The sequence below is a fragment of the Pseudomonas onubensis genome, from assembly GCF_965653655.1.
Lineage (GTDB): Bacteria > Pseudomonadota > Gammaproteobacteria > Pseudomonadales > Pseudomonadaceae > Aquipseudomonas.
Genome location: NZ_CBFHAZ010000055.1, coordinates 1 through 20,937 on the forward strand (window position 1 = coordinate 1; position 20,937 = coordinate 20,937).

20 protein-coding genes are annotated in these 20,937 nt (G+C 61.3%); 6 read left to right on the forward strand and 14 right to left on the reverse strand.

The window, feature by feature from the left end:
- Nucleotides 1-413: 413 nt before the first annotated feature.
- Together ACTD9P_RS17990 and soxC are read right to left on the reverse strand one after the other, a co-directional pair.
- Nucleotides 414-998 (reverse strand): c-type cytochrome, encoded by a 585-nt coding sequence (locus ACTD9P_RS17990; protein WP_438868757.1) that lies wholly within the window; start codon nucleotides 996-998, stop codon nucleotides 414-416.
- Complete coding sequence (gene soxC / locus ACTD9P_RS17995) at nucleotides 985-2,277, reverse strand: sulfite dehydrogenase (RefSeq protein ID WP_438868758.1); 1,293 nt, start codon at nucleotides 2,275-2,277, stop codon at nucleotides 985-987. The genes ACTD9P_RS17990 and soxC overlap by 14 nt, the downstream gene beginning before the upstream one ends.
- 197 nt (nucleotides 2,278-2,474) lie before the next feature.
- Between soxC and yegS the strand changes: the two genes are divergently transcribed.
- The gene (gene yegS / locus ACTD9P_RS18000) at nucleotides 2,475-3,395 is read left to right on the forward strand and encodes a lipid kinase YegS (protein ID WP_438868759.1); all 921 of its coding nucleotides are present in this window, start codon (nucleotides 2,475-2,477) and stop codon (nucleotides 3,393-3,395) included.
- Here yegS and ACTD9P_RS18005 read toward each other — a convergent pair.
- From ACTD9P_RS18005 to ACTD9P_RS18015, 3 genes are all read right to left on the reverse strand, one after another.
- Nucleotides 3,354-4,013 (reverse strand): response regulator transcription factor, encoded by a 660-nt coding sequence (locus tag ACTD9P_RS18005; protein ID WP_438868760.1) that lies wholly within the window; start codon nucleotides 4,011-4,013, stop codon nucleotides 3,354-3,356. The two genes, yegS and ACTD9P_RS18005, sit on opposite strands and share 42 nt — an antisense overlap.
- Nucleotides 4,010-4,927 (reverse strand): sensor histidine kinase, encoded by a 918-nt coding sequence (locus ACTD9P_RS18010; RefSeq protein WP_438868761.1) that lies wholly within the window; start codon nucleotides 4,925-4,927, stop codon nucleotides 4,010-4,012. Before ACTD9P_RS18010 ends, ACTD9P_RS18005 begins: the two co-directional genes overlap by 4 nt.
- 380 nt (nucleotides 4,928-5,307) lie before the next feature.
- Nucleotides 5,308-5,757 (reverse strand): hypothetical protein, encoded by a 450-nt coding sequence (locus ACTD9P_RS18015; protein WP_438868762.1) that lies wholly within the window; start codon nucleotides 5,755-5,757, stop codon nucleotides 5,308-5,310.
- A 535-nt stretch (nucleotides 5,758-6,292) separates the two neighbouring features.
- Between ACTD9P_RS18015 and ACTD9P_RS18020 the strand changes: the two genes are divergently transcribed.
- Both ACTD9P_RS18020 and ACTD9P_RS18025 read left to right on the forward strand, forming a co-directional pair.
- Entirely contained in the window at nucleotides 6,293-7,228 is a 936-nt protein-coding gene (locus ACTD9P_RS18020) for a chemotaxis protein CheV (protein WP_017134971.1), read from the forward strand.
- A gap of 38 nt (nucleotides 7,229-7,266) precedes the next feature.
- Nucleotides 7,267-8,073: an MOSC domain-containing protein gene (locus tag ACTD9P_RS18025; protein ID WP_438868763.1), complete on the forward strand. Its 807-nt coding sequence runs from the start codon at nucleotides 7,267-7,269 to the stop codon at nucleotides 8,071-8,073.
- A 47-nt stretch (nucleotides 8,074-8,120) separates the two neighbouring features.
- Here ACTD9P_RS18025 and ppnP read toward each other — a convergent pair whose 3' ends face one another.
- The 8 genes from ppnP to ACTD9P_RS18065 all read right to left on the reverse strand — a co-directional run bounded on the left by ppnP (nucleotide 8,121) and on the right by ACTD9P_RS18065 (nucleotide 17,383).
- On the reverse strand, nucleotides 8,121-8,405 hold the full coding sequence (gene ppnP, locus ACTD9P_RS18030) for a pyrimidine/purine nucleoside phosphorylase (RefSeq protein WP_058420589.1): 285 nt from the start codon (nucleotides 8,403-8,405) through the stop codon (nucleotides 8,121-8,123).
- A 63-nt stretch (nucleotides 8,406-8,468) separates the two neighbouring features.
- On the reverse strand, nucleotides 8,469-9,011 hold the full coding sequence (locus ACTD9P_RS18035; RefSeq protein WP_017134973.1) for a 3'-5' exonuclease: 543 nt from the start codon (nucleotides 9,009-9,011) through the stop codon (nucleotides 8,469-8,471).
- Nucleotides 9,012-9,085: 74 nt separating this feature from the next.
- On the reverse strand, nucleotides 9,086-11,002 hold the full coding sequence (locus ACTD9P_RS18040) for an acetyl/propionyl/methylcrotonyl-CoA carboxylase subunit alpha (RefSeq protein WP_438868764.1): 1,917 nt from the start codon (nucleotides 11,000-11,002) through the stop codon (nucleotides 9,086-9,088).
- Between the two features lie 116 nt (nucleotides 11,003-11,118).
- Nucleotides 11,119-11,880 carry an enoyl-CoA hydratase/isomerase family protein gene (locus tag ACTD9P_RS18045; RefSeq protein WP_438868765.1) on the reverse strand — a complete coding sequence of 254 codons (762 nt, stop codon included), beginning with the start codon at nucleotides 11,878-11,880 and terminating at the stop codon, nucleotides 11,119-11,121.
- A complete protein-coding gene (atuD, locus tag ACTD9P_RS18050; protein ID WP_438868766.1) occupies nucleotides 11,877-13,034 on the reverse strand; it encodes a citronellyl-CoA dehydrogenase in 1,158 nt (385 codons plus the stop codon). The genes ACTD9P_RS18045 and atuD overlap by 4 nt, the downstream gene beginning before the upstream one ends.
- Before the next feature lie 68 nt (nucleotides 13,035-13,102).
- Nucleotides 13,103-14,716, reverse strand: a complete 1,614-nt coding sequence (gene atuC / locus ACTD9P_RS18055) for a geranyl-CoA carboxylase subunit beta (RefSeq protein ID WP_438868767.1) — start codon at nucleotides 14,714-14,716, stop codon at nucleotides 13,103-13,105.
- Nucleotides 14,717-14,719: 3 nt separating this feature from the next.
- A complete protein-coding gene (locus tag ACTD9P_RS18060) occupies nucleotides 14,720-15,592 on the reverse strand; it encodes an SDR family oxidoreductase (RefSeq protein WP_438868768.1) in 873 nt (290 codons plus the stop codon).
- A gap of 12 nt (nucleotides 15,593-15,604) precedes the next feature.
- The gene (locus ACTD9P_RS18065; protein WP_438868769.1) at nucleotides 15,605-17,383 is read right to left on the reverse strand and encodes an acyclic terpene utilization AtuA family protein; all 1,779 of its coding nucleotides are present in this window, start codon (nucleotides 17,381-17,383) and stop codon (nucleotides 15,605-15,607) included.
- A 153-nt stretch (nucleotides 17,384-17,536) separates the two neighbouring features.
- Here ACTD9P_RS18065 and ACTD9P_RS18070 point away from each other — a divergent pair, with 153 nt between their 5' ends.
- Together ACTD9P_RS18070 and ACTD9P_RS18075 are read left to right on the forward strand one after the other, a co-directional pair.
- Complete coding sequence (locus tag ACTD9P_RS18070) at nucleotides 17,537-18,160, forward strand: TetR/AcrR family transcriptional regulator (RefSeq protein ID WP_438868770.1); 624 nt, start codon at nucleotides 17,537-17,539, stop codon at nucleotides 18,158-18,160.
- 93 nt (nucleotides 18,161-18,253) lie between these two features.
- A complete protein-coding gene (locus ACTD9P_RS18075; RefSeq protein WP_438868771.1) occupies nucleotides 18,254-19,042 on the forward strand; it encodes a substrate-binding periplasmic protein in 789 nt (262 codons plus the stop codon).
- Between the two features lie 265 nt (nucleotides 19,043-19,307).
- Here the strand turns inward: ACTD9P_RS18075 and ACTD9P_RS18080 are convergent, their stop codons facing one another.
- Nucleotides 19,308-19,859, reverse strand: a complete 552-nt coding sequence (locus tag ACTD9P_RS18080) for an RNA polymerase factor sigma-70 (protein WP_005789991.1) — start codon at nucleotides 19,857-19,859, stop codon at nucleotides 19,308-19,310.
- A 300-nt stretch (nucleotides 19,860-20,159) separates the two neighbouring features.
- On the opposite strand from ACTD9P_RS18080, the gene ACTD9P_RS18085 reads away from it, so the two are divergent.
- Nucleotides 20,160-20,912, forward strand: a complete 753-nt coding sequence (locus tag ACTD9P_RS18085; protein ID WP_438868772.1) for a thioesterase II family protein — start codon at nucleotides 20,160-20,162, stop codon at nucleotides 20,910-20,912.
- Nucleotides 20,913-20,937: the final 25 nt, after the last annotated feature.

Genomic DNA, 20,937 nt, shown 5'->3' on the forward strand with positions numbered 1-20,937 from the left:
TGCTGTTGCCGTTGCTGTTGCTGTGGCCCTTACATCCTTTTCGATGACGAAGTCAGCGGTCTTTTGATCTGCGCTTTTGATCGTGATCTTGATCTGAAATCGCCCCGTCAAACACGATGGCCGGAATCTGACAGTGATTTGGGGGGTAAACCGGCAGGGATGCCGGTTTAGCCGCCCCGCGCCATGGATGGCGCGTGGCGGCGGCCCCCCAAATCACTGTCGGATTGCGGGCATGCCGAGCCACAGCGAGGCACCGAGTGTTGGGGCGAGGACTTTTTGCTTACTTTTTGCTGGGCCGGCATTCCGGTCCCTCAAAAAGTGAGCCGCCGTCAGGGCGGAACCCTAAGCCGCCGTTACCGCAGCAACGGATATGCACACCACTCAACCTGCACAGTACCAGGCCCGAAAGCGCATCAATGTGCCTTAGGGCTGCCGATACAATCCTTATAGCAAGGATCCACACGCACATCCGGCCTGTCGTCGACGTAGAATCCGTCGCGATTGGGCATCTTCAGATGGGTGAGGGTGGCAGCATCCAGCGTGGCGTTCGCTTCCACTATCTGGTTTTTGTTGAGGATATAACCCACCACCGCGTACACCTGATCATTGCTCAACGACTGTGGTTGCTGAAAGGGCATGGTGCGCCTTACATAGTCGAACAGGGTGGTTGCGTAGGGCCAATAACTGCCGACGGTTTTTACCGGTTTGGGCGTGGGCAGCGAGCCAGCACCGCCGATTAATGCCGGGCCTGTGCCGCCTTCGAGGTGGGCGCCGTGGCAGCCAAGGCAGGCGGTTTGATAGACCTTTTCGCCTTCCACGACGGTGCCTTGCCCGGCCGGCAGGTTTTTGCCATCGGGAGCGACGTCGATGGTCCAGCGGGCGATGTAGTGCTCTGTCACCGGCTGCCCCAAGCCGGATTGCGCAGCCGTCGATGCGCACGAAACCACGCCCATGCTCAGTAGCCCCAATGCCAAGGCGGTAAAGTTATGCACGGCCATTGGTAACCTCCCCGTTGGCCTTGATGCGCCAGGGCTGGATTGCATTGTTGTGGTAGAACGAAAAATCCCCGCGCACGGCTTTCAGTTGTTCCAGGCCGGGTTGCACGTAGCCGGTCTCGTCCATGGCGCGACTCATGATGAGCATTTCTTTGCCCTGCCATTCAAAGGGCGCACGAAACACCGTCAGGCATTTGTTCAGCACCGGCGCCTGAAGCGTGGCCGCATACCAGTTATTGCCGCCATCGACGGACACGTCCACGCGGGTGATTTTGCCGTTGCCGCTCCAGGCGATACCGCGTAGTTCATGTTCGCCTTTACGGGTGAGTGTCTGGCTGCCGGACGGGGCAGTGATGATTGACTTGCACTCCATCACGAAGGAGAACTTCCTGGCCCGCCCATCCGGCATCAAGTCGGTGTATTTGGCCGTTTCTTCACGGCTATAGGCGGGGGCATCGGTGACATGCAGGCGGCGTAGCCACTTGATGTGGGTATTGCCTTCGTAACCCGGCACGATAAGGCGCAGGGGGTAGCCTTGTTCGGGGCGCAGCCTTTCGCCGTTTTGGCTGTAGGCCACCAGCACATCATCCAGACATTTTTCGAGCGGCAGGCTGCGGTTCATGGCGGCGCCATCGGCACCCTCTGCCACAATCCATTTCGCCTCAGGCTTGAGGCCGGCCGCGTGCAGCAGGGCTTTCAACGGCACGCCGGTCCATTCGGCGCAGCTGACCAGGCCCGCGACTTCAGCGGCGGTTTTGCCCCAGGGTGGCAAGAATGAAGGGTTGCCCGAGCATTCGATGAAGTGGATGCGCGAGACGGCAGGGAACTGGCGTAGCTCATCCAGGGTGAACAGCAGGGCGGTGTCGGTCAGCCCATGAATCACCAGGAAATGTTTTGCTGGATCAATCGCTGGCACGCCGGCGTGATGGCGTTCAAAAAACAACCCGTTGGGCGTGATGATGCCGTCCAGTTCCTGCAAGGGCGAAGTGCTGTAGGCCGACATGCGTTCGGTAAGCCCAGGGTAGAGAGTGCGCACCGCCTCTGTCTCAAAGCTGGACGGTTTACCGTAGGGCACACCGGTGGGGCCGCCCAAGGTTTTTGTCCAGGCCGGCACTTCGAGTTGGTCATCGGTTGAAGTGGGCGACTGTGCCGCGCGTGCCAGCGGCCCAAACGTAGCCCCGAGCGCGGCGCTGCCCACCAGCAGGCCGGTTTTACCGAGAAAGTCCCGACGGGCCAAAGGGGCGGTGATTGCGGGTTTATCGTCTGTTGAGTCGTCCTTCATTCCGGCTCTCCTGAGCAAAAATTTTGGCGACTCACCAGCGGTTCACGCTGCACCATGGATTTTAATGTAGTCGGGTTTTAACCACAGGCGTAGAAATTGACGTAACGGCGGCAAATTAATTTTCAAGCGAATGACTTTTTTCTCCTCCGCCAAGGTCCACATCCTTCAGGAACCCTTGAACCCAGGAGAATGACCCCATGACCACCCCCAAAGCACTGTTGATTCTGCACGGCAAGCAAGCCCTCAATGAGGACGTGCGCGCGGCTGTGCAGGCACGGCGCGAGCAGGGTTGGGAGCTGGCGGTACGGGTGACGTGGGAGGGCGGCGATGCCCAGCGCCTGGTCAACGAAGCCTTGGCCGACGGCTATACCCATTTGATCGCCGGCGGTGGCGACGGCACCTTGCGCGATGTGGCCGAGGCCATGGCCCTGGCCAAGACCGACGCCAGCCTGGTGCTGATGCCGCTGGGCACCGCCAACGACTTTGCCCGCGCTGCCGGCGTGCCGCTGGAGCCTGCACGGGCGCTGGCGCTGCTGGATGTGCCGCCCAGGGCCATCGACCTCGGCCAGGCCGGTGGGCAGATGTTCCTGAATATGGCCACCGGCGGCTTTGGCAGCCAGGTCACGGCCAATACCTCGGAAGACCTGAAAAAGGTGTTGGGCGGCGCCGCGTATCTGTTCACCGGGCTGTCGCGTTTCAGCGAGTTGAAGGCGGCGTATGGCGAGCTGGAAGGGCCGGGCTTTCACTGGAAGGGCGACTTGCTTGCGCTGGGCATCGGCAATGGCCGCCAGGCCGGTGGTGGGCATGTGCTGTGCCCCGGCGCGCTGGCCGATGATGGCTTGCTCGATATCAGTATTCTGCCGGCGCCCCAGGAAGTGGTGGGCACGCTGATGACCCTGATGAGTGACGGCTGGGGCCTGGACAATATGTTTGTCCGCGCGCGCCTGCCATGGGTCGAAATCAAAGTGGCCGAAGGGCTCTATATCAACCTCGATGGCGAGCCGCTGAAGGGCGATGACCTGCGTTTTTCCGCGCTGCCCAAGGCCCTGCGCGTGCACTTGCCGGTGGGCTCGCCGTTAGTCGTCCAGGCTGATGATCTGCTCGCGAACGGCGAATAACACCAGGCCTGCCACGTCGAAGATTTGCAGGCGTTTCATGATCTGCGAGCGATGGGCTTCCACCGTTTTGATACTCAGGCCCAGGCCCTGGGCGATTTCCCGGGTGGACTTGCCGCGCACAATCAGGCGCAGGATCTCCAACTGGCGCGCCGTGAGGTTGTGGCTGTCGGCGGCGGTGGAGATCGGCCCCTGGCTGCGGATCAGCGCCTGGTTGATCACTGTGTGGGCAATCGCCGGGCTCAGGTAGCGCTCGTTGTTACGCAAGGCCAGCAAGGCGTGTTCGAGCTCGTTGGCGGTGGTGTCCTTGAGCAGGTAGCCATGGGCGCCGCACTCCAGCGCGCGCATGATCAGCTCCGGGTCGGTGTGCATTGACAGGATCAGCACCTTGCTTTTGGGGTAGGCGGCCTTGAGTTGCTGTAGTGCGTCGAGGCCGCCGGTGTATTTCATCGACAGGTCGAGCAGTACGATATCCGGCTGCAGGGCGCTGAATGTCTCCAGCAATTGCGTGCCATCGCTGGCCTCGCCGATCACGCTGTAGCCTGGGATGTCCTGGATCAGCGCGCGTACGCCGGCCCGGATCAGTGCGTGGTCATCCACCAGGAGTAAGTTGCAAGTCACTCGAGAACCTTAGGGGAATTGGCCCGTTCGAGGGCGCGGGGCGCCCAGGGGAATAGCGCTTCGATGCGCGTGCCTTTGCCTGGCTGGCTGCTGACAGACAACGCACCACCCAGTTGGTCGATACGCTCGCTCATGCCGGCCATGCCCCGTTGGCCTTCCAGGCTTGGGTTGGGCGCCGGTGAAAAGCCCAGGCCGTCATCGCAGATCATCAGCGACAGGCCTTCGGGCAGGCGTTGCAGGCGTACCAGCAAGTTCTGCGCCTGGGCGTGGCGCAACATATTGGTCACCGCTTCCTGGGTGATGCGAAAGGCTGCCACGGCCATTTCTTCCGGGATGCCGGTCAGGCGCTGCTGGCATTCCAGGCTCCAGTGTACCGAGGTGTTTTCCAGGGTCTTGAGCAGGTGCGCGCGCAGGCTCGCTTCAAGGCCCAGGCTCGCCAATTGGCGTGGGTTGAGGATGGCGGACACGTCGCGCACTTTGGCCAGGGTTTCGTTCAAGGTATTGCATAACACCGTGCATTGGCTTTGCAGGTCGTCGGGCAGGCGGCGCTTGAGCCATTCGCTTTGCAGTTTGGCGGCGGTCAGCAGTTGGCCGATATCGTCATGCAATTCGCGGCTTAAACGGTGGCGCTCGTTTTCCTGGACCTGCAGCAGGCGGTCGGCCAGTTCCTGCGGCTGGAATTTTATCGATTTGCGCGAGCGCCACTGTTGCAGCCCCACCACCATCAACGTGGCCAGGTTGAGCAGCAGTATCAGCAAGGGCAGCGGCGCGGCGTGGGTGTAGGCCCACAGGCTGACCAGCAGCGAGCAAAAACACAGGGCGAGGACCAGGCGGCGGGCATTGCTGCGGGCATTGCTGCGGGCATTGCTGTGGGACACGGACCTTGCGATGAGTGACTTCAGGCTGGCGTACATAGCGGATGGAGCCAATCAAGGTTCGCTGCGGGAAGACCGGTCATGGCGGCTGACAGGGCTCTGTGTGGAATGCGGTGCCGGAACGTTTTTTTATACATGATGAAGTTGAGTCACTTCGAGCGGGGCATAGTACCACCACTATTACCGTTGGTCGCCTGGCGCCTTAGCCTGTTCGGTTTAATCTGCGCAAAACGCCGAGGAACCTGACTCTGTAGTTCAAAGAGTCAGCCGTTTACTCGAGGTAGTTATATTAATTTGATGTGTTTGTATCGATATTGCGTTGATGGCTAATTGATATATATCGCCCGCGCATCATTATCGACCGTTTAATGTACGGTCGTTTTTAGATAACTCGACGATCAAATACGACCTGTCAGCACTCAGGACGCGTGATGTAGGCGCTGTTGTGGTTTATGCGTGAAGTCTTTCTGCGGGATCTGCAAGGTGACGGTCGCGATGAGTGTGGTTTGTTCGCTGTCGTCCAGCGTCAGTTCGCCGGTGCGGATGTCGATCAGCTCCAGTTGCCAGGCCAGCAGCGTCAGGCAGTCATGCAGGGCATTCAGTGCCTGGTCGTGCAGCTCCATGGGGCTGGCGGCGTTGGCGATCAGGTATTGGATGTGCCGGGAAAACTCGCTGATCGCCCGCAGGGCCAGGCCTTCGGCTTTTTCCGCCAGCTTGGCCAGGCTGGTTTTCATGCAGTCGATGGCATCGTTGTCGTTGCGAATCAGATGTAAGTGGTGCAAGCACTCTTCTGATTTGGCCAAGAGCTTTTCGGCTTCCAGCAGAAACTCTGGAAGTGCAGTTTGCCATTCGTTTGCGCTATTCATCATGCAAGTCTCCGCAACATAAGGTCGGGTGATGAGATGCCGCACCGGGTGAATAGCGTAAAACTACCGCCGAAATATGACTGAGATCTGTAGCCTGCTTCTGAAATTCCAGTAGGACCGTTACTTGAATGAGCCGAGTAGCCGTGGAAGGCCTTGGTCATTCGGGTCATTTGCACAACTTTGGTTGCCGCCACGTATAAGTCTGAAAGACCCGTGGGCCGAGGGCTTGGGATGGCAAACAAAAGCCTGACTCCATTCATGCAATGAGAATGGCGTCACATTAATGGCTATTAGATATCGCGAATATCAGGTCGGGCCTGATTGTGCATAGGGGAATCCCTTACGCAACGGAACCCTACGTCGATTTGAATGTCGCGCAAGGTCGCTGTACTGCCGCTTGGAGGGCGGATTGCAGTAAACCATGATGTCAGTGTGACATCAATGAATTTACATGGCATTTTACCGGGGTCAAGGTCTGGCGCTGGCCGCCGATAACCAGCCTTAAGTGAGCTGCACAATCCCACATCAGGAGCTTTTAATGGCCGGCATTCTCGACACGGTAGATCAACGCACGCAACTGGTGGGTGAGAATCGCCTGGAGATCCTCATGTTTCGCCTGGCCGGGCGGCAACTGTTTGCGATCAACGTGTTCAAGGTTCAGGAAGTCCTGCAACTGCCCAAGTTGACCCTGATGCCCCAGCGTCACCCGTTTGTGTGCGGCGTGGTCAACCTGCGTGGCCAGACCCTGCCGGTGATCGACCTGTCTCAGGCCATCGGCATGCGCCCGCTGGTACCGGGGCCGAACAGCACGATTATCGTCACCGAGTACAACCGTTCGGTGCAGGCCTTCCTGGTGGGCGGTGTGGACCGCATCGTCAACATGAACTGGGAAGCCATCCTGCCGCCGCCGGCCAGCGCCGGGCGCCAGCATTACCTCACGGCCATCAGCAAGGTCGATGACCAGTTGGTGGAAATCATCGACGTGGAAAAAGTCCTCGCCGAAATCGTGCCGTACAACGCCAAAGTCTCGCGTGAAAAACTTGAAGACCCGGTGCTGGAACGTGCCCGTGGCCGCGAAGTGTTGCTGGTGGACGACTCCAACGTGGCCCTCTCGCAACTGCGCGACACCCTGGGGCAACTCGGCGTGAAGATGCACATTGCCAGCGACGGCCTCAAGGCGCTGAACATGCTCAAGGCCTGGGCCGACAGCGGCCAGGTCATGACCGACAAGTTGCTGATGATCTTCACCGACGCCGAAATGCCCGAGATGGACGGCTACCGATTGACCACCGAAATCCGCAACGACCCGCGCCTGCGTGGGCTTTACGTGGTGTTGCACACCTCGCTGTCGGGCAGCTTCAACGACTCGATGGTCAAGAAGGTCGGGTGCGACAACTTCCTGTCCAAATTCCAGCCCGACAAGCTGGTGGATGTGGTGCGCCAGCGCTTGATGTTGGACGAAGTGCCCGCCTGACTTTAGGATGACACTTTGTTTCCCAGGAATGCAGGCCCATGCTTCGTCTCAGCGCGTTGTACCGTTACCCCTTGAAGTCCGGCAAGGCCGAAACCTTGCAACACATCGGCCTGGATAAACTCGGACTGGACGGGGATCGACGCTGGATGCTGGTGGACGAAGCCAGTGGCCGATTCCTGACCCAGCGGGCGGTGGCGAAGATGAGCCAATTGTCGGCGTTGTGGAACGGCGCCGGTGGCCTGACCCTGAATTCACCCGGCTTTGCCACCCTCGACGTGGCGCTGCCGGGCAGCGATGCCGAGTTGCGCGGCGTGACGATATGGCGCGACACCCTGCGTGTACCGGATGCCGGCGATGCGGCGGCGGCCTGGGTCAGTGACTTTATCGGCAAGCCCACGCGGCTGGTGCAGGTGCCGCTGGCACGTGCACGTACTACCGAGGCCGGTTATGGCAAGGACGACGATCAGGTCGGTTTTGCCGATGGTTTCCCCTTGCTGCTGATCGGCCAGGCCTCGTTGGACGACTTGTCCCAGCGCATCGGCCGGCCGATGGAAATGCTGCGTTTCCGTCCCAATCTAGTGATTGAAGGCAGCGAGGCCTTCGCCGAAGACGGTTGGAAACGCGTGCGTATCGGCGAAGTGGAGTTTCGCGTGGTCAAGTCGTGCTCGCGCTGCATCCTCACCACCATTGATCCGGCCAGCGGCGAGCGCAGTGCCGACCGCGAACCGCTGGCGACACTCAAGACCTACCGTGAGCGGGGCGGTGACGTGATGTTCGGCCAGAACCTGGTCAACGATGGCATCGGCGAATTAGCCGTCGGAATGCCCATGACGATCCTGGAATAAAAAATGCCCGTCTCCTGCGAGACGGGCATTTTTTTGCGCTGTAACCCTTAGCCGCGGTATTCGCACAGGTAAGCGGTGTCTACGGCGACCTTCAGCTGGAACTTGCTGTTGGCCGGCACGTTGAACTGGCTGCCGGCGGCGAAGGTTTCCCAGGTGTTGGCGTCTGGCAGCTTGACGGACAGGGCGCCGGACACCACGTGCATGATTTCACGCTGGGCGGTGCCGAATTCGTATTCACCCGGGGCCATCACGCCGATGGTCGCAGGGCCCTCAGCGGTGCCGAAAGCGATCGACTTGACGGTGCCGTCGAAGTACTCGTTGACTTTGAACATGGGTGAATCCTCGCAAAAGGGTCTGGAAAGGTCGGCCAGTATGCCCAAGGCCAGGGGAGCTGCCTAGACCGGCAAAATCAACGGTAGCAGGCGTGCGGTATTGCGCGCGTCTTCGAGTGCCCGATGTTGCTGGCCATGGAACTGCATCCCCGCCAATTGCAGCGCGCCATTGAGCCCCAAGGGCTTGTCCAGGCGCCGGGCCTTGGCGAAGCGCTGCTTGAGGTTCACATGCGCGGTCTGGGCGAGCGCGCTGGTCAGGCCATGGCGTTGCCATTCAAGTTCGAGCTGCGCGCGATCGTAGTCGCCCCAGCTGGCCCAGCCTTCCAGGCGTGCTTGATGCTGGCCCAGCCAACGCTCGAACAACGGCCACACCTCGGTAATCGGCGCCGCCGCGTCGATGTTGGCCTGGGTGATATGCGTGAGTTGGCGACAGAACGGCGTCAGCAAGGGCCGGCGCAGCGGCCGCACGAAGCGCTGGAAGTGATCCAGTTCGCGACCCTGGCGGTTCACCAGGCTGGCGCCGATCTCGATGACTTCCATCTCTGTCACGGGCCAGCCGCCTTCATCCGTTGTGGCTTCAAGGTCAATAATCAGCCAATGGGGCATCGTGCAGGTTCCCGTACTCGTCCTTTCCTGATGGGGATAGAGCGTAGCTGGGCCGTGTAGTTCCGCCTAGGGTGTTATTCGATCTCCAGCAAAACCTGGCGATTGCGCACTTGATCACCTGCGACGACCTGCACAGCCTTGATCACACCGTCGATGCCGGCTGTCAGCGGATGCTCCATTTTCATGGCTTCGAGCACCAGCAGCAGTTGGCCTTTGCTGACGCTTTCACCAGCGCTTACGCGGATATCGACAATCGCGCCGTCCATCGGCGCCTTGACGATGCCGGTGCTGGCATCGGCCTGGCGGCTGGCGACGTGGTGGGTGCGGTTGACGATCTTCACGCCCGGCAGCCAGAGTTGAGTGTCGTCCAAATGGTAGGGCAGGCGTCGGCGGATGCCGTCGATCACCAGCGTGGCCCAGCGGCCATCGGTGGTCAGGTCGCGGATCTCGATGCCGTTGGCGTGCAGGTGGTTGCCGTCCAGTACGCTGACGTCGAGGTCCCGTACCTCGTCGTTCACCGCCAGGCGATAGCGCCAGGGGGCATTGTTGCGCCATCCCGACAAGCCTTGGCGGTGGGCGCTGGCGCTGTGTTGGTAAAACAGCGCGGCGGCCAGGGCAAGCTGCTCATCCGTCGCGACGTGACGCGGGATGTCATGGAAGCGCTCGGCGATAAACCCGGTGCTGAACTCACCCGCGATAAAGTCCGCGTGCCTGAGCAGGTCGACCAGCAAACCCTGGTTGGTAGTGACGCCCAGCAACACCGTGTCTTGCACTGCGCGCAGCAATTTGCGCCGGGCCTCCTCGCGGGTGGCGCCGTGGGCGATGATTTTGCCGAGCATGGCGTCATAGAACGGGCTGATGCGTTGGCCTTCCAGCACGCCATGGTCGATGCGTACACCGCCAGCCGGTTCCCAGCGCAGTACGTCGCCGGTTTGCGGTAAAAAGCCCTGGGCCGGGTCTTCGGCGTACAGGCGCACTTCCATGGCGTGGCCGGTCAGGGTCAGGTCGGCCTGTTGCAAGGGCAGCGGTTCGCCAGCGGCGATGTTCAGTTGCAACTTAACCAGGTCCAAACCCGTGACCAGTTCGGTGACCGGGTGCTCCACCTGCAGGCGGGTGTTCATTTCCAGGAAGTAGAAGTGGCCGTTGCGGTCGAGCAGGAACTCCACCGTGCCGGCGCCGACGTAATTGACCGCACGCCCAGCCTTGAGCGCCGCTTCGCCCATGGCTTGGCGCAGCGCAGGTGTCATCACCGGGCAGGGCGCTTCTTCGATGACTTTTTGGTGGCGGCGCTGGATCGAGCAGTCGCGTTCGCCCAGGTAGATGAGGTGGCCGTGGCTGTCGCCGAACAGTTGGATCTCGACATGGCGCGGGTCGATCAACGCCTGTTCGAGAATCAGTTCGTCACTGCCAAACGCGTTGAGGGCTTCGGAGCGTGCGGTGCGCAGTTGGTCGAGCAGTTGGCTGCTGTCGTGAACCAGGCGCATGCCACGCCCGCCACCGCCGGCACTGGCTTTGATCATCAGCGGGTAGCCGATGCGCTCAGCCTCTTGCTGCAAGGTCGTGTCATCCTGGGCATTGCCTTGGTAACCGGCGATGCACGGCACACCCGCGTCGAGCATGGCGAGTTTGGACCGGCGTTTGCTGCCCATCAGCTCGATGGCGGCAACGCTGGGGCCGATGAAGATGAGGCCGGCGTCCAGGCAGGCTTGGGCGAACCCAGCGTTTTCAGAGAGGAAGCCATAGCCGGGGTGGATGGCGTCGGCGCCCGTGCGTGTGGCGGCGTCGAGGATGGCCGCGATGTCGAGGTACGACTGCTGCACTGGCGCGGGGCCGATGTGGACGGCTTCGTCGGCCATTTGCACGTGCAGGGCCTGGGCGTCGGCGTCGCTGTAGACCGCGACGGTGCGATAGCCCAGTGCTTGGGCGGTGCGCTGGATGCGGCAGGCGATTTCGCCGCGGTTGGCGATCAGGATTTTGGTGAATGCAGGCATGGGTTTATCCCTTGGATGATGGGGTGTTTGTGGTGGCCTCTTCGGGAGCAAGCCCCCTCCCACATTTGAAGGGGTTCACACATCAAAATGTGGGAGCGGGCTTGCTCGCGAAAGCGTCATTTGCACCACCCAGGCTTACGCTTCTGCACAAACGCCTGCGTCCCCTCAATCCCTTCCTCACTGCTCACCGCCTCGGCAAACCACTGCGCGGCCTGATCCAACAGCGGGCCGATCGGCTGTTCCACACTGGCGAGCAACAGCGCTTTAGTCCGCGCATTCGCCCCCGGCGCACAGCGCAACACCTGCCCCAGCACCTCATCCAATCGTTCCGCCAATGCTTGTGCATCGCGCTCGACGTAGTGCACCACGCCCAATCGCTCAGCCTCAACCCCATCAAACCGCGCCGCTGTCAGCGCCAGTCGTCGTGCCTGGGTCAGCCCTATACGCTTGACCACAAACGGCGCTATCTGCGCCGGCAACAAGCCCAGGCTGGTCTCCGGCAGGCCGAACTGCGCCTGGTGGTCGGCAATCGCGATATCACTCACGCACGCCAGCCCAAAGCCACCGCCCAGCACGGCGCCTTGCAGCACCACGATCACCACTTGCGGCACGGCTTCGACGGCTTGCAGCAAGGTGCCGAAGGCGCGGTTCAGCGCCTGCAACTGCCCGCCCGCCATGACCATGTCTTTCACATCCGCGCCGGCACAGAAGTGTCCACCGGCGCCGCTGATCACCACGGCACGCACCTGGCTGTCCAATTGTGCCAATACCGCCTGCAGTTCGTTGACCATCTCCAGGCTCATCGCATTACGGCTGGCCGGGCGGTTAAGGGTGATGTGCAGCACGCCGTTATGCGGTTCGAGCAGCAGGGTGTTCATGATTTTTTCCCGGGCAGCGTGCCCATCAATTTGCAGATGATGCCCAGCATGATTTCGTCGGCGCCGCCGCCGATCGACACCAGCCGCACATCACGGTAGGCGCGGGCTACCGGGTTGTCCCACATAAAGCCCATGCCGCCCCAGTATTGCAGGCAGCTGTCGCTGACCTCACGGCCCAGGCGCCCGGCCTTGAGTTTGGCCATGGAGGCCAGGCGGGTCACATCCTGGCCTTTGATGTATTGCTCGGTGGCCTGGTAGACCAGCGCGCGCAGGCATTCGATTTCGGTGGCCAGTTCGGCCAGGCGAAAGTGGATGACCTGGTTGTCGATCAGCGCCTTGCCGAAGGTCTGGCGCTCTTTGCAGTAATCGATGGTGCTGTCGATGCAGTACTCCAGCCCCTTGATCATATTGGCCGCGCCGAACAGGCGTTCTTCCTGGAACTGCAGCATTTGCATCATGAACCCCGCGCCTTCGTGGCCGATGCGGTTGCGTTGCGGCACGCGCACGCCGTCGAAAAACACTTGGGCGGTCTCGGAGCTGTGCATGCCGAGCTTTTCCAGGGGCGGGCTGACGCTGATGCCAGGGGTGTTCATCGGCACCATGATCAGCGATTTGTTGATATGTGGCTTGTCGTCGGAGGTGTTGGCCAGCAGGCAGATAAAGTCGGCGCTGGGCGAGTTGGTGATCCACATTTTGCTGCCATTGATCACGTAGTCGTCGCCATCCTTGCGCGCGTGGGTTTTAAGCCCCGCCACGTCGGAACCGGCGCCGGTTTCCGAGACGCCGATGCAACCCACTTGCTCGCCGCTGATGGCCGGGCGCAGGAACTCATCGCGCAGTTCATCGGAGCCGAAACGGGCGAGGGCGGGCGTACACATATCGGTCTGCACGCCGATGGACATGGGGATGCCACCGCAGCGGATGGTGCCGAATTCTTCGGCGGCGACGATGGAGTAGCTGTAGTCCAGGCCCATGCCGCCGAATTGTTCCGGCTTGGAAATGCCCAGCAGGCCGAGGTCGCCGGCTTTGCGGAAGATCTCGTGAATGGGGAAGCGCCCGGCTTTTTCCCATTCGTCCACGTGCGGGTTGATCTCGCGGTCGACGAAGGCACGCACAGTGCGGCGCAGTTCCTGGTGTTCCTGGGTGAAGATCATTGTTGTTGTTCTCCTTGTTGGGACGCGGAGCGTCCTTGGCTGCGTTACCACGCGGAGCGTGGGAACGATCAGCGCGCTACACCAAAGCTGTTGGGCTGCAGTTGGCGCACCTCGGCCTCATGGCAGATGTCCAGCAAGAACCCCAATAGCGTGCGGGTATCGCGTGGATCTATCAGCCCGTCGTCCCACAGGTTGGCGCTGCCATACAGCGCGGTGGACTGGCTGTCGAGTTTCTGCGCGGTGACCTGTTCGAGCATGTCCAGCATCTTGGGGTCGGGCACCAAACCGTCTTTCAATTGTTTGGCCTCCGTCACGATGCGCAGCACCTTGCCCGCCTGCGCGCCGCCCATCACCGCCGTGCGACTGTTGGGCCAGGCGAAGATAAAACGCGGGTCCAGGCCCCGGCCGCACATCGCATAGTTGCCCGCGCCATAAGAGCCGCCGACCACTACCGTGAGTTTAGGCACCCGCGCATTGGCCACCGCCTGGATCATCTTCGCGCCGTGCTTGATCACGCCTTGCTGCTCCGACTCGGTGCCGACCATAAAGCCGGTGGTGTTGTGCAGGAACAGCAGCGGTGTGCGGCTCTGGTCGCACAGTTGGATAAATTGCGCAGCCTTGCTCGCGCCCTTGGGAGTGATGGGGCCGTTGTTGCCGATCACCCCGACGGCGCGGCCCTGGATATGCAAGTGGCCGCAGACGGTGTGGGCATCGAACTCGCCTTTGAACGCCAGAAAGTGCGAGCCGTCGGCCAGGCGTGCGAGGATTTCGCGCACGTCGTAGGGTTTTTTCGGGTCATCGGGGATCAATCCCAGCAACTCGTCAATCGGATACAGCGGCTCCTTGTAAGCCCGTTGTGGAACGGGTGGCAGGCGATCATCCCAAGGCAGCAGGCTGACGATTTCGCGCACGATACGCACGCCGTCGGCATCGTTTTCCGCCAGGTATTCGGCGGTGCCGGCGGTTTGCGCGTGCATCTCGGCGCCGCCCAGCTCTTCATCAGTCGCCACTTCGCCGGTGGCGGCCTTGAGCAGCGGCGGCCCGGCCAGAAACAGCTTGGCCTTGCCGCGCACCACCACCACGTAATCCGACAGCCCCGGTTGATACGCGCCGCCCGCCGTGGCCGAGCCGTGTACCACTGTGATCTGCGGCAAGCCCATGGCCGACATGCGCGCCTGGTTGGCGAAGCTGCGTGCGCCTTCGACGAAAATCTCCGCCGCGTAATTGAGGTTGGCCCCGCCGCTTTCGGCCAGGGTCACCACCGGCAGTTTGTTTTCCATGGCGATCTGTTGCAGGCGCAGGGATTTTTTCAGGCCGGACGGCGAAATGGTGCCGCCCTTGATCGCGCTGTTGTTGGCCACCACCAGCATGCGCACGCCGCTGACGTAGCCGATACCGGCGATCAAGCCGCCACCGGCCGCGCTGCCGTCTTTGTCATCGTGCAGTTTGTAGCCGGCCAGGCTGGCCAATTCCAGAAACGGTGCGCCGGGGTCCAGCAGCAGGTTGAGGCGCTCGCGAGGCAACAGTTGGCCGCGTTTATCGAACTTGGGTTTGGCTTGCTGCGCCTTGTTCAGCAGGGCCTGCTCCAACTGCTGCAATTGCGCGATGGCGGCCAGCATCGCCGCACGGTTCTGCGCGAATTGTGGGCTGTGGGCGTCGATCAGGCTTTCAATCACCGGCATGGTTTATTGCTCCGTCTTCAGCACATCGGGCAAATACGCGCGGTGGAAACCATTAAATGCCGCGCTCGGCGGCTGCGCTTTGTGAAGCGGCCAGGCGCGGCTGCCCAAGCTGGCGGCGCCGTCGATGCGCAAGGTGCTGCCGCTGATAAACGCGGCGGCGGGGCTGAGCAAAAACACGATGGCCGCGCTGACTTCCGATTCGGTGCCGATGCGTTTGAGCGGCACGTGCTCACGCAATGTGGGGATCACCGCCTTGAACGCGCCTTCGTAGGTGTCCATGCCGCTGGAGGCGATCCAGCCCGGCGCCACGGCGTTGACGCGCACACCGGCGTAACCCCACTCGAAGGCGGCGGTCTTGGTGAAGTTGTCCATCCCTGAGCGTGCAGCGCCCGAGTGGCCCATGCCGGGCATGCCGCCCCACATGTCGGCGAGCATATTGACGATGGCGCCGCCGTGTTTGCTCATCGACTGGTTGAACACTTCACGGGCCATCAGGAAACCGCCGACCAGGTTGGTACGCAGTACGGTTTCAAAGCCTTTTTGATTGATCGACGCCAGTGGCGACGGGTATTGGCCGCCGGCGTTGTTGACCAACCCATGGATCGGCCCGTGTTCGTGAATGATCTGCGTGACCAGTGCTTTCACGGCCTCTTCATCGCGAATGTCACAGGCCTGCCAGTGCGCGGTGCCGCCGTCTTCGGCGATTTCCGTTGCCACGGTTTGCAGTTTTTCCGGCTTGCGCCCCACCAGTATCACGCTGGCGCCAAGGGCCGCCAGTTCATGGGCGGTGCAGCGACCAATGCCACTGCCGCCGCCGGTCACAATCACGGTGTGCCCCTGGAACAGGTCGGCTTTGAAGATCGAGTCGAAGGCCATGGCGACGGTCCTTTAGGAGAGTTGATCGGCGATGTGTTGCGGCACGGCGATGGGGATTTCCAGTAACTGCTGGGCGAAGGCCTTGCCTTGGGGGTCGATGCACAGGCTGGCGATGCCGCCGCCGCCCAAGGCGTTTTCCAGCAGGAAATTCAAGCTGTGGCTGCCGGGCAAGTACCAGCGCTCGACGCGGCCGTGAAGTGGGTCGAGCACGTGGCTCATCCAGTCGACGATCACCTCCGGGGTCAGCGCTTCGGCGATCCAAGGCAGGTAGTCGGGGTGGCGGGCGATTACGCCGATGTTGCTGTGGTTGCCCTTGTCGCCGGAGCGCGCCACGGCCAGTTTCACCAGGGGCACGCTGGCGTCCGCGCGGCCTTCGGGTTTGGGTGGATCAATCGGCGCGGCGGGTGTGCGCATCGGCGCTGATGAAGGCAATGCAACGGCGTGACGCGCGCCTTGGAAGTCGACCTGCGGTGCGCAGGATGATTTGTCGATCAGGAATGAAAACAGCCGGATCAGCGGGTACACCGTCGGCCGCCCGCCGACGATACCGGTCAAGCCGGGAGCCATGCCGGTCGCCGCCTGGGCGATCTCGCGGGCGAACAGCACCAAGGCCTGCTTGCTGGGGTGGCGTACCGCCAATTTCACCACCACCTCGCGGCAATCCTGACGCTGGGCGTGAGCGCCGTAGGTGGCTTCGCTGCCGAGCAGTTCAATGTTTACCTCGGTGTAAGGCGCCCAGCCGCGTTGGCTGAACAGCTCCGAGGTCTTGTTGATGATCGCCTGGCTGACTCGTTCGGCTTTGGCCACCGCGTCGATACCGGCGATCAGGCAACTGGCGGTGCAGCGGAAACCGTCGGGGTAAGTGGCGCTGACCTTGTACTGGGCGGTGGGCGGCAAACCTTTGGCGCCGTGCAGGCGCACGCAGTTTGGGCCGTGCTGCTGCAGGTTGACCTGGCTGAAATCGCAGATCACATCCGGCAGTAAATACGCGCGCGGGTCGCCGATTTCATACAGCAACTGTTCGGCCACGCTGAGTTCGCTGATCAGCCCACCGGTGCCGGCGACTTTATTCACGGTAAATTGGCCGTCGGCGCTGACTTCGACGATGGGAAAGCCGATGTGCTCGTAGTCCGGTACATCGCGCCAATCGGTGAAGTTACCGCCGCTGCACTGCGCGCCGCATTCGATGATATGCCCGGCGAGCGCGGCTTGAGCGAGGCGGTCATAGTCCTGCCACGACCAGTTGAATTCATGCACCAAGGCGGCGCTGACCACGGCGCTGTCGACCACGCGGCCGGTAATCACAATATCGGCGCCCAGCGCCAGTGCCTGGGCAATGCCGGGTGCGCCGAGGTAGGCGTTGGCCGAGACGCACACCGGCGGCAGGGGCGCACCGTTGAACATATCGGTAATGTTGTGCAGTTGCTTGAGTTGAGGTTGCAGGTCGTCACCCAGCAGCACGGCGATTTTCAGCGGCACACTGGCCTTGTCGCAGGCCGCTTGCAGGGCGGCGGCGCAGGCGTGAGGGTGGATGCCGCCGGCGTTGCTGATCACGCGGATGCCCTGGCGCTGGATATCGCCCAGCAACGGCGTGAGCACCTCGACAAAATCCGTGGCGTAACCGGCCTGGGGATCTTTCATCCGCGCACCGGCCAGAATCGACATCGTGACTTCCGCCAGGTAGTCGAACACCAGGTAATCCAGGGCACCGCCGTGCACCAGTTGGGCGGCAGCCGTGCAGGTGTCGCCCCAGAAGGCGCTGGCGCAGCCGATACGAACCGTCTTGCTCATGAGAAATCCTTCCTCGAATGGCTGGTGCCGAGACTACCAAGCAAGCGCTTGGTTTGTAAACGGTTGATATAAGTTTTGCCCAAGCGCTTGCTTGGCTGGCGGCCACGGCCTAAATTGCCGCCCAAGACGTCAGTACAGATCAAGGAGAGCAGCATGGATGAGCAAAAAGCCCTGCGGGTGATGCGCACCATGGTCGACGGCGGCCAGTTGACCGACCCCGACAGTGCCCGTGGCAAGTTGCTGCAAACCGCGGCTCACCTGTTTCGCAACAAGGGTTTCGAGCGCACCACCGTGCGTGACCTGGCCAGTGCCGTGGGCATTCAGTCCGGCAGTATCTTTCATCACTTCAAGAGCAAGGACGAGATCCTGCGTGCGGTGATGGAGGAAACCATCCACTACAACACCGCGATGATGCGCGCTTCACTTGAAGAGGCCGGCAACGTGCGTGAGCGCGTGCTGGCGCTGATCCGCTGCGAGTTGCAGTCGATCATGGGCGGCAGTGGCGAGGCCATGGCGGTGCTGGTCTACGAATGGCGTTCACTGTCGGCCGAGGGCCAGGCCCAGGTGCTGGCGCTGCGCGATGTGTATGAGGACATCTGGTTGCAGGTGTTGGGCGAGGCCAAGGCGGCGGGTTACATCCGGGGCGATGTGTTTATTACCCGGCGCTTCCTGACCGGCGCTTTGTCCTGGACCACAACCTGGTTTCGCGCCGAAGGCAGCCTGACCCTCGAGCAGCTCGCCGAAGAAGCGCTGTTGATGGTGCTTAAAGCCGATTGAGGCGCAAGCTATTAATTTGCCGATGGAAAGTTGTCTCACCTGACAAAAACGCCTAGCTTATTGCCATCAGAGTGTTAAACGGTGTGTGCCTCAATGTTTTCGCCATGGCGGCTGGCTGCAGGACTGACTATATGGGCACTGGGCACCGCGTGGTGGCTGCCGGCGTCGGCCGCGCAATTGGTCAGGATTGGCGCCGCGCACTTTCCACCCTACACCGTTCGGCCCGAGCAGGGCGCTGACACCGGTTTATTGCCGCAACTGGTGGAAGCCCTGAATGCTTCACAAGGCGACTACGTGTTTGTGCTGGTGCCTACCTCGATTCCGCGGCGTTTTCGCGATTTTGAGCAAGGCCGGGTCGACATGGCGATCTTCGAAAACCCCGACTGGGGTTGGCAGAATATTCCCCACACCAGCGTGGACATGGGCCTGGAAGATGCAGAAATATTCGTTGCCCAGCGTGAACCCGGCCGTGACCAAAGCTATTTCACCGACCTCGCCGGTAAGCGTCTGGCGGTGTTCAGCGGTTATCACTACGCCTTTGCCGGCTTCAACCCCGACCCCAAGAACATGGCCGAACATTTCAACGCCACGTTGACCTATTCCCATGACAGCAACCTGCTGATGGTGGCGCGCGGGCGTGCCGATATTGCGCTGGTCACGCGTTCGTTTTTGAGCGATTTCATGGTGCGCAATGCCGATATGGCCGGGCAATTCCTGGTCTCGGAGCGGATTGACCAGGTGTATCACCACTATGCGCTGGTGCGGCCCGAAGCGCCGATCACAGGGCCTGCGTTCGCTGAGCTGCTCAAACACCTGCGTGAGGACGGGGAGATGTTGAAGATATTCGAGCCGTATCGCATTGATGTGATGCCGGTACCCTAAGGTCTCGCACAGATCCAAATGTGGGAGCGGGCTTGCTCGCGAAGGCGGTGTGTCAGTCAATTCATCTGTTACTGACCCACCGCATTCGCGAGCAAGCCCGCTCCCACCTTTGACCGAGTATGGCTCTGCAGTTGCTTTGCTGTTGCTGTTGCTCTTACATCCTTTTCGATGACGAAGTCAGCGGTCTTTTGATCTGCGCTTTTGATCTTGATCTAAAGTCGCCCTCCAAATCACTGGCGGATTGCGGGCATGCCGAGCCACAGCTTTACACCCTGCGCGCAAACGTATCGCTATGGCTGCCCGACACCTTGCGGCAATGCACCAGCGCATCGCGAATCATGAAGTTGACCAGGGTTGGGGACACGCCCAACTCCTTGGCGATGTCTTTTTGCGGCACGCCGTGCAGGCGGTACATCTCGAACGCGTAGCGGGTGCGCTGGGGCAGCTCCGTCAGGGCGTCGGCGATGTTTTCCAGGGTGTTGAAGTTGATATGCGAGGTTTCCGGTGAAGCGCCGTGAATGACCACATTCAAGCCTTCCTCTTCCGTCCCCGAATATTTCAGCTCCAGGGCCTGCTTACGGTAGTGATCGATCGCCAGGTTGCGCACGATCTGGAACAGATAACTCAGTTGAGCCTTGAACGACGAGGTGATGGTCGGCGCCGATTGCAGCCGGAAGTAGGCGTCCTGCACCACGTCTTCGGCGCGTGAGCGGCAGCCGGTAATACGGGCGGCGATCTTCACCAGAATCAATCGATTGTCGACGAATGCCTGTAAAAGGGGTGAATCACACCTGCCTGTGGATACTTGTTCCGTCATGGAAATCACCTTGTCGCGAAAGAGTTAGGGGAGGGCGTCCTTGCTGAGGCCTCCTACACATCGGGCAACAAATTATTCTGAATGATAATGATTGTCAAATGAGAAGACGAACTAATCTTATGCTTTCTTGTTCGCTGTGAACCACGTCTCGCTTACCCCCGGCGACTAATTATTTGCCGGGGCCGTCCGTTCTTCTGGGTGACAGGTCCGTTAGCAAACGGCCAAGGATCAGCACCCGCAGGAGGGCGAAATGGGTTTTTATCGTGCAGGCAGCGTGTTTCAGTCTGGAGACCGCGATCGATGAGCGTTTCCACGCGATTGCGCCTGTTCTGCCTGCCCTATTCGGGTGCCAGCGCGATGGTCTATGCACGTTGGCGCCGGGCGCTGCCTGACTGGTTGCAGGTGTGCCCATTGGAGTTGCCGGGTCGCGGCATGCGCATGGATGAGCCGTTGCAGCGCGATATCAAAACCCTGGCCGCGCAGCTTGCCGACGAGATCGGTCGTGACCTGGGTAGCCCTTATGCACTGTTCGGCCACAGCCTGGGCGGCCTGCTGGCATTTGAATTGGCGCATGCCCTTAAGGCACGCAATCTGCCTGCGCCGCTGGCGCTATTTGCCTCCGGTACTGCCGGCCCGGCGCGCCGCGATGTCAGCGAATACGCCATCGAAAAGACCGACGAGCAACTGATCGCCCGCCTGCGCGAGCTGCAGGGCACCGCCGAAGAGGCGCTGGGCAATCCGGAATTGATGCAGTTGATGCTGCCGATTTTGCGCGCCGACTTCCTGCTGTGCGGCAGCTTCACCTATGGCGAGCGTGCGCCGCTGGGCATGCCGATCCATGTGTTTGGCGGCAAGCAGGACAGTGTGCGCGCCGACCAGTTGCTCGACTGGCAGCTGGATGCCGCCAGCGGCTTTTCCCTCGATATGTTCGACGGCCACCACTTCTTCCTCGTGCAGCACGAAAGCGCGGTGCTGCGCTGCCTGCGCCGCTATGCCGACGAGCACCTGGCCCGCTGGCGCAACGATGTGGCGCGCCAACTGGCTGCCGTTTAGCACGGCCCTAATTCCCGATTTTCCC

Bases quoted from the DNA above. Each gene is read 5' to 3' on its own strand.
- ACTD9P_RS18085 (WP_438868772.1), top strand. From the start codon at position 20,160: ATGAGCGTTTCCACGCGATTGCGCCTGTTCTGCCTGCCCTATTCGGGT.
- ACTD9P_RS18045 (WP_438868765.1), bottom strand. From the start codon at position 11,880: ATGAACACCCTGCTGCTCGAACCGCATAACGGCGTGCTGCACATCACC.
- ppnP (WP_058420589.1), bottom strand. From the start codon at position 8,405: ATGTTCAAAGTCAACGAGTACTTCGACGGCACCGTCAAGTCGATCGCT.
- ACTD9P_RS17990 (WP_438868757.1), bottom strand. From the start codon at position 998: ATGGCCGTGCATAACTTTACCGCCTTGGCATTGGGGCTACTGAGCATG.
- ACTD9P_RS18010 (WP_438868761.1), bottom strand. From the start codon at position 4,927: ATGTACGCCAGCCTGAAGTCACTCATCGCAAGGTCCGTGTCCCACAGC.
- ACTD9P_RS18015 (WP_438868762.1), bottom strand. From the start codon at position 5,757: ATGATGAATAGCGCAAACGAATGGCAAACTGCACTTCCAGAGTTTCTG.
- ACTD9P_RS18025 (WP_438868763.1), top strand. From the start codon at position 7,267: ATGCTTCGTCTCAGCGCGTTGTACCGTTACCCCTTGAAGTCCGGCAAG.
- ACTD9P_RS18060 (WP_438868768.1), bottom strand. From the start codon at position 15,592: ATGGCCTTCGACTCGATCTTCAAAGCCGACCTGTTCCAGGGGCACACC.
- ACTD9P_RS18040 (WP_438868764.1), bottom strand. From the start codon at position 11,002: ATGCCTGCATTCACCAAAATCCTGATCGCCAACCGCGGCGAAATCGCC.
- ACTD9P_RS18075 (WP_438868771.1), top strand. From the start codon at position 18,254: ATGTTTTCGCCATGGCGGCTGGCTGCAGGACTGACTATATGGGCACTG.
- ACTD9P_RS18080 (WP_005789991.1), bottom strand. From the start codon at position 19,859: ATGACGGAACAAGTATCCACAGGCAGGTGTGATTCACCCCTTTTACAG.
- atuD (WP_438868766.1), bottom strand. From the start codon at position 13,034: ATGATCTTCACCCAGGAACACCAGGAACTGCGCCGCACTGTGCGTGCC.
- ACTD9P_RS18070 (WP_438868770.1), top strand. From the start codon at position 17,537: ATGGATGAGCAAAAAGCCCTGCGGGTGATGCGCACCATGGTCGACGGC.
- ACTD9P_RS18035 (WP_017134973.1), bottom strand. From the start codon at position 9,011: ATGCCCCATTGGCTGATTATTGACCTTGAAGCCACAACGGATGAAGGC.
- ACTD9P_RS18065 (WP_438868769.1), bottom strand. From the start codon at position 17,383: ATGAGCAAGACGGTTCGTATCGGCTGCGCCAGCGCCTTCTGGGGCGAC.
- atuC (WP_438868767.1), bottom strand. From the start codon at position 14,716: ATGCCGGTGATTGAAAGCCTGATCGACGCCCACAGCCCACAATTCGCG.
- soxC (WP_438868758.1), bottom strand. From the start codon at position 2,277: ATGAAGGACGACTCAACAGACGATAAACCCGCAATCACCGCCCCTTTG.
- ACTD9P_RS18020 (WP_017134971.1), top strand. From the start codon at position 6,293: ATGGCCGGCATTCTCGACACGGTAGATCAACGCACGCAACTGGTGGGT.
- yegS (WP_438868759.1), top strand. From the start codon at position 2,475: ATGACCACCCCCAAAGCACTGTTGATTCTGCACGGCAAGCAAGCCCTC.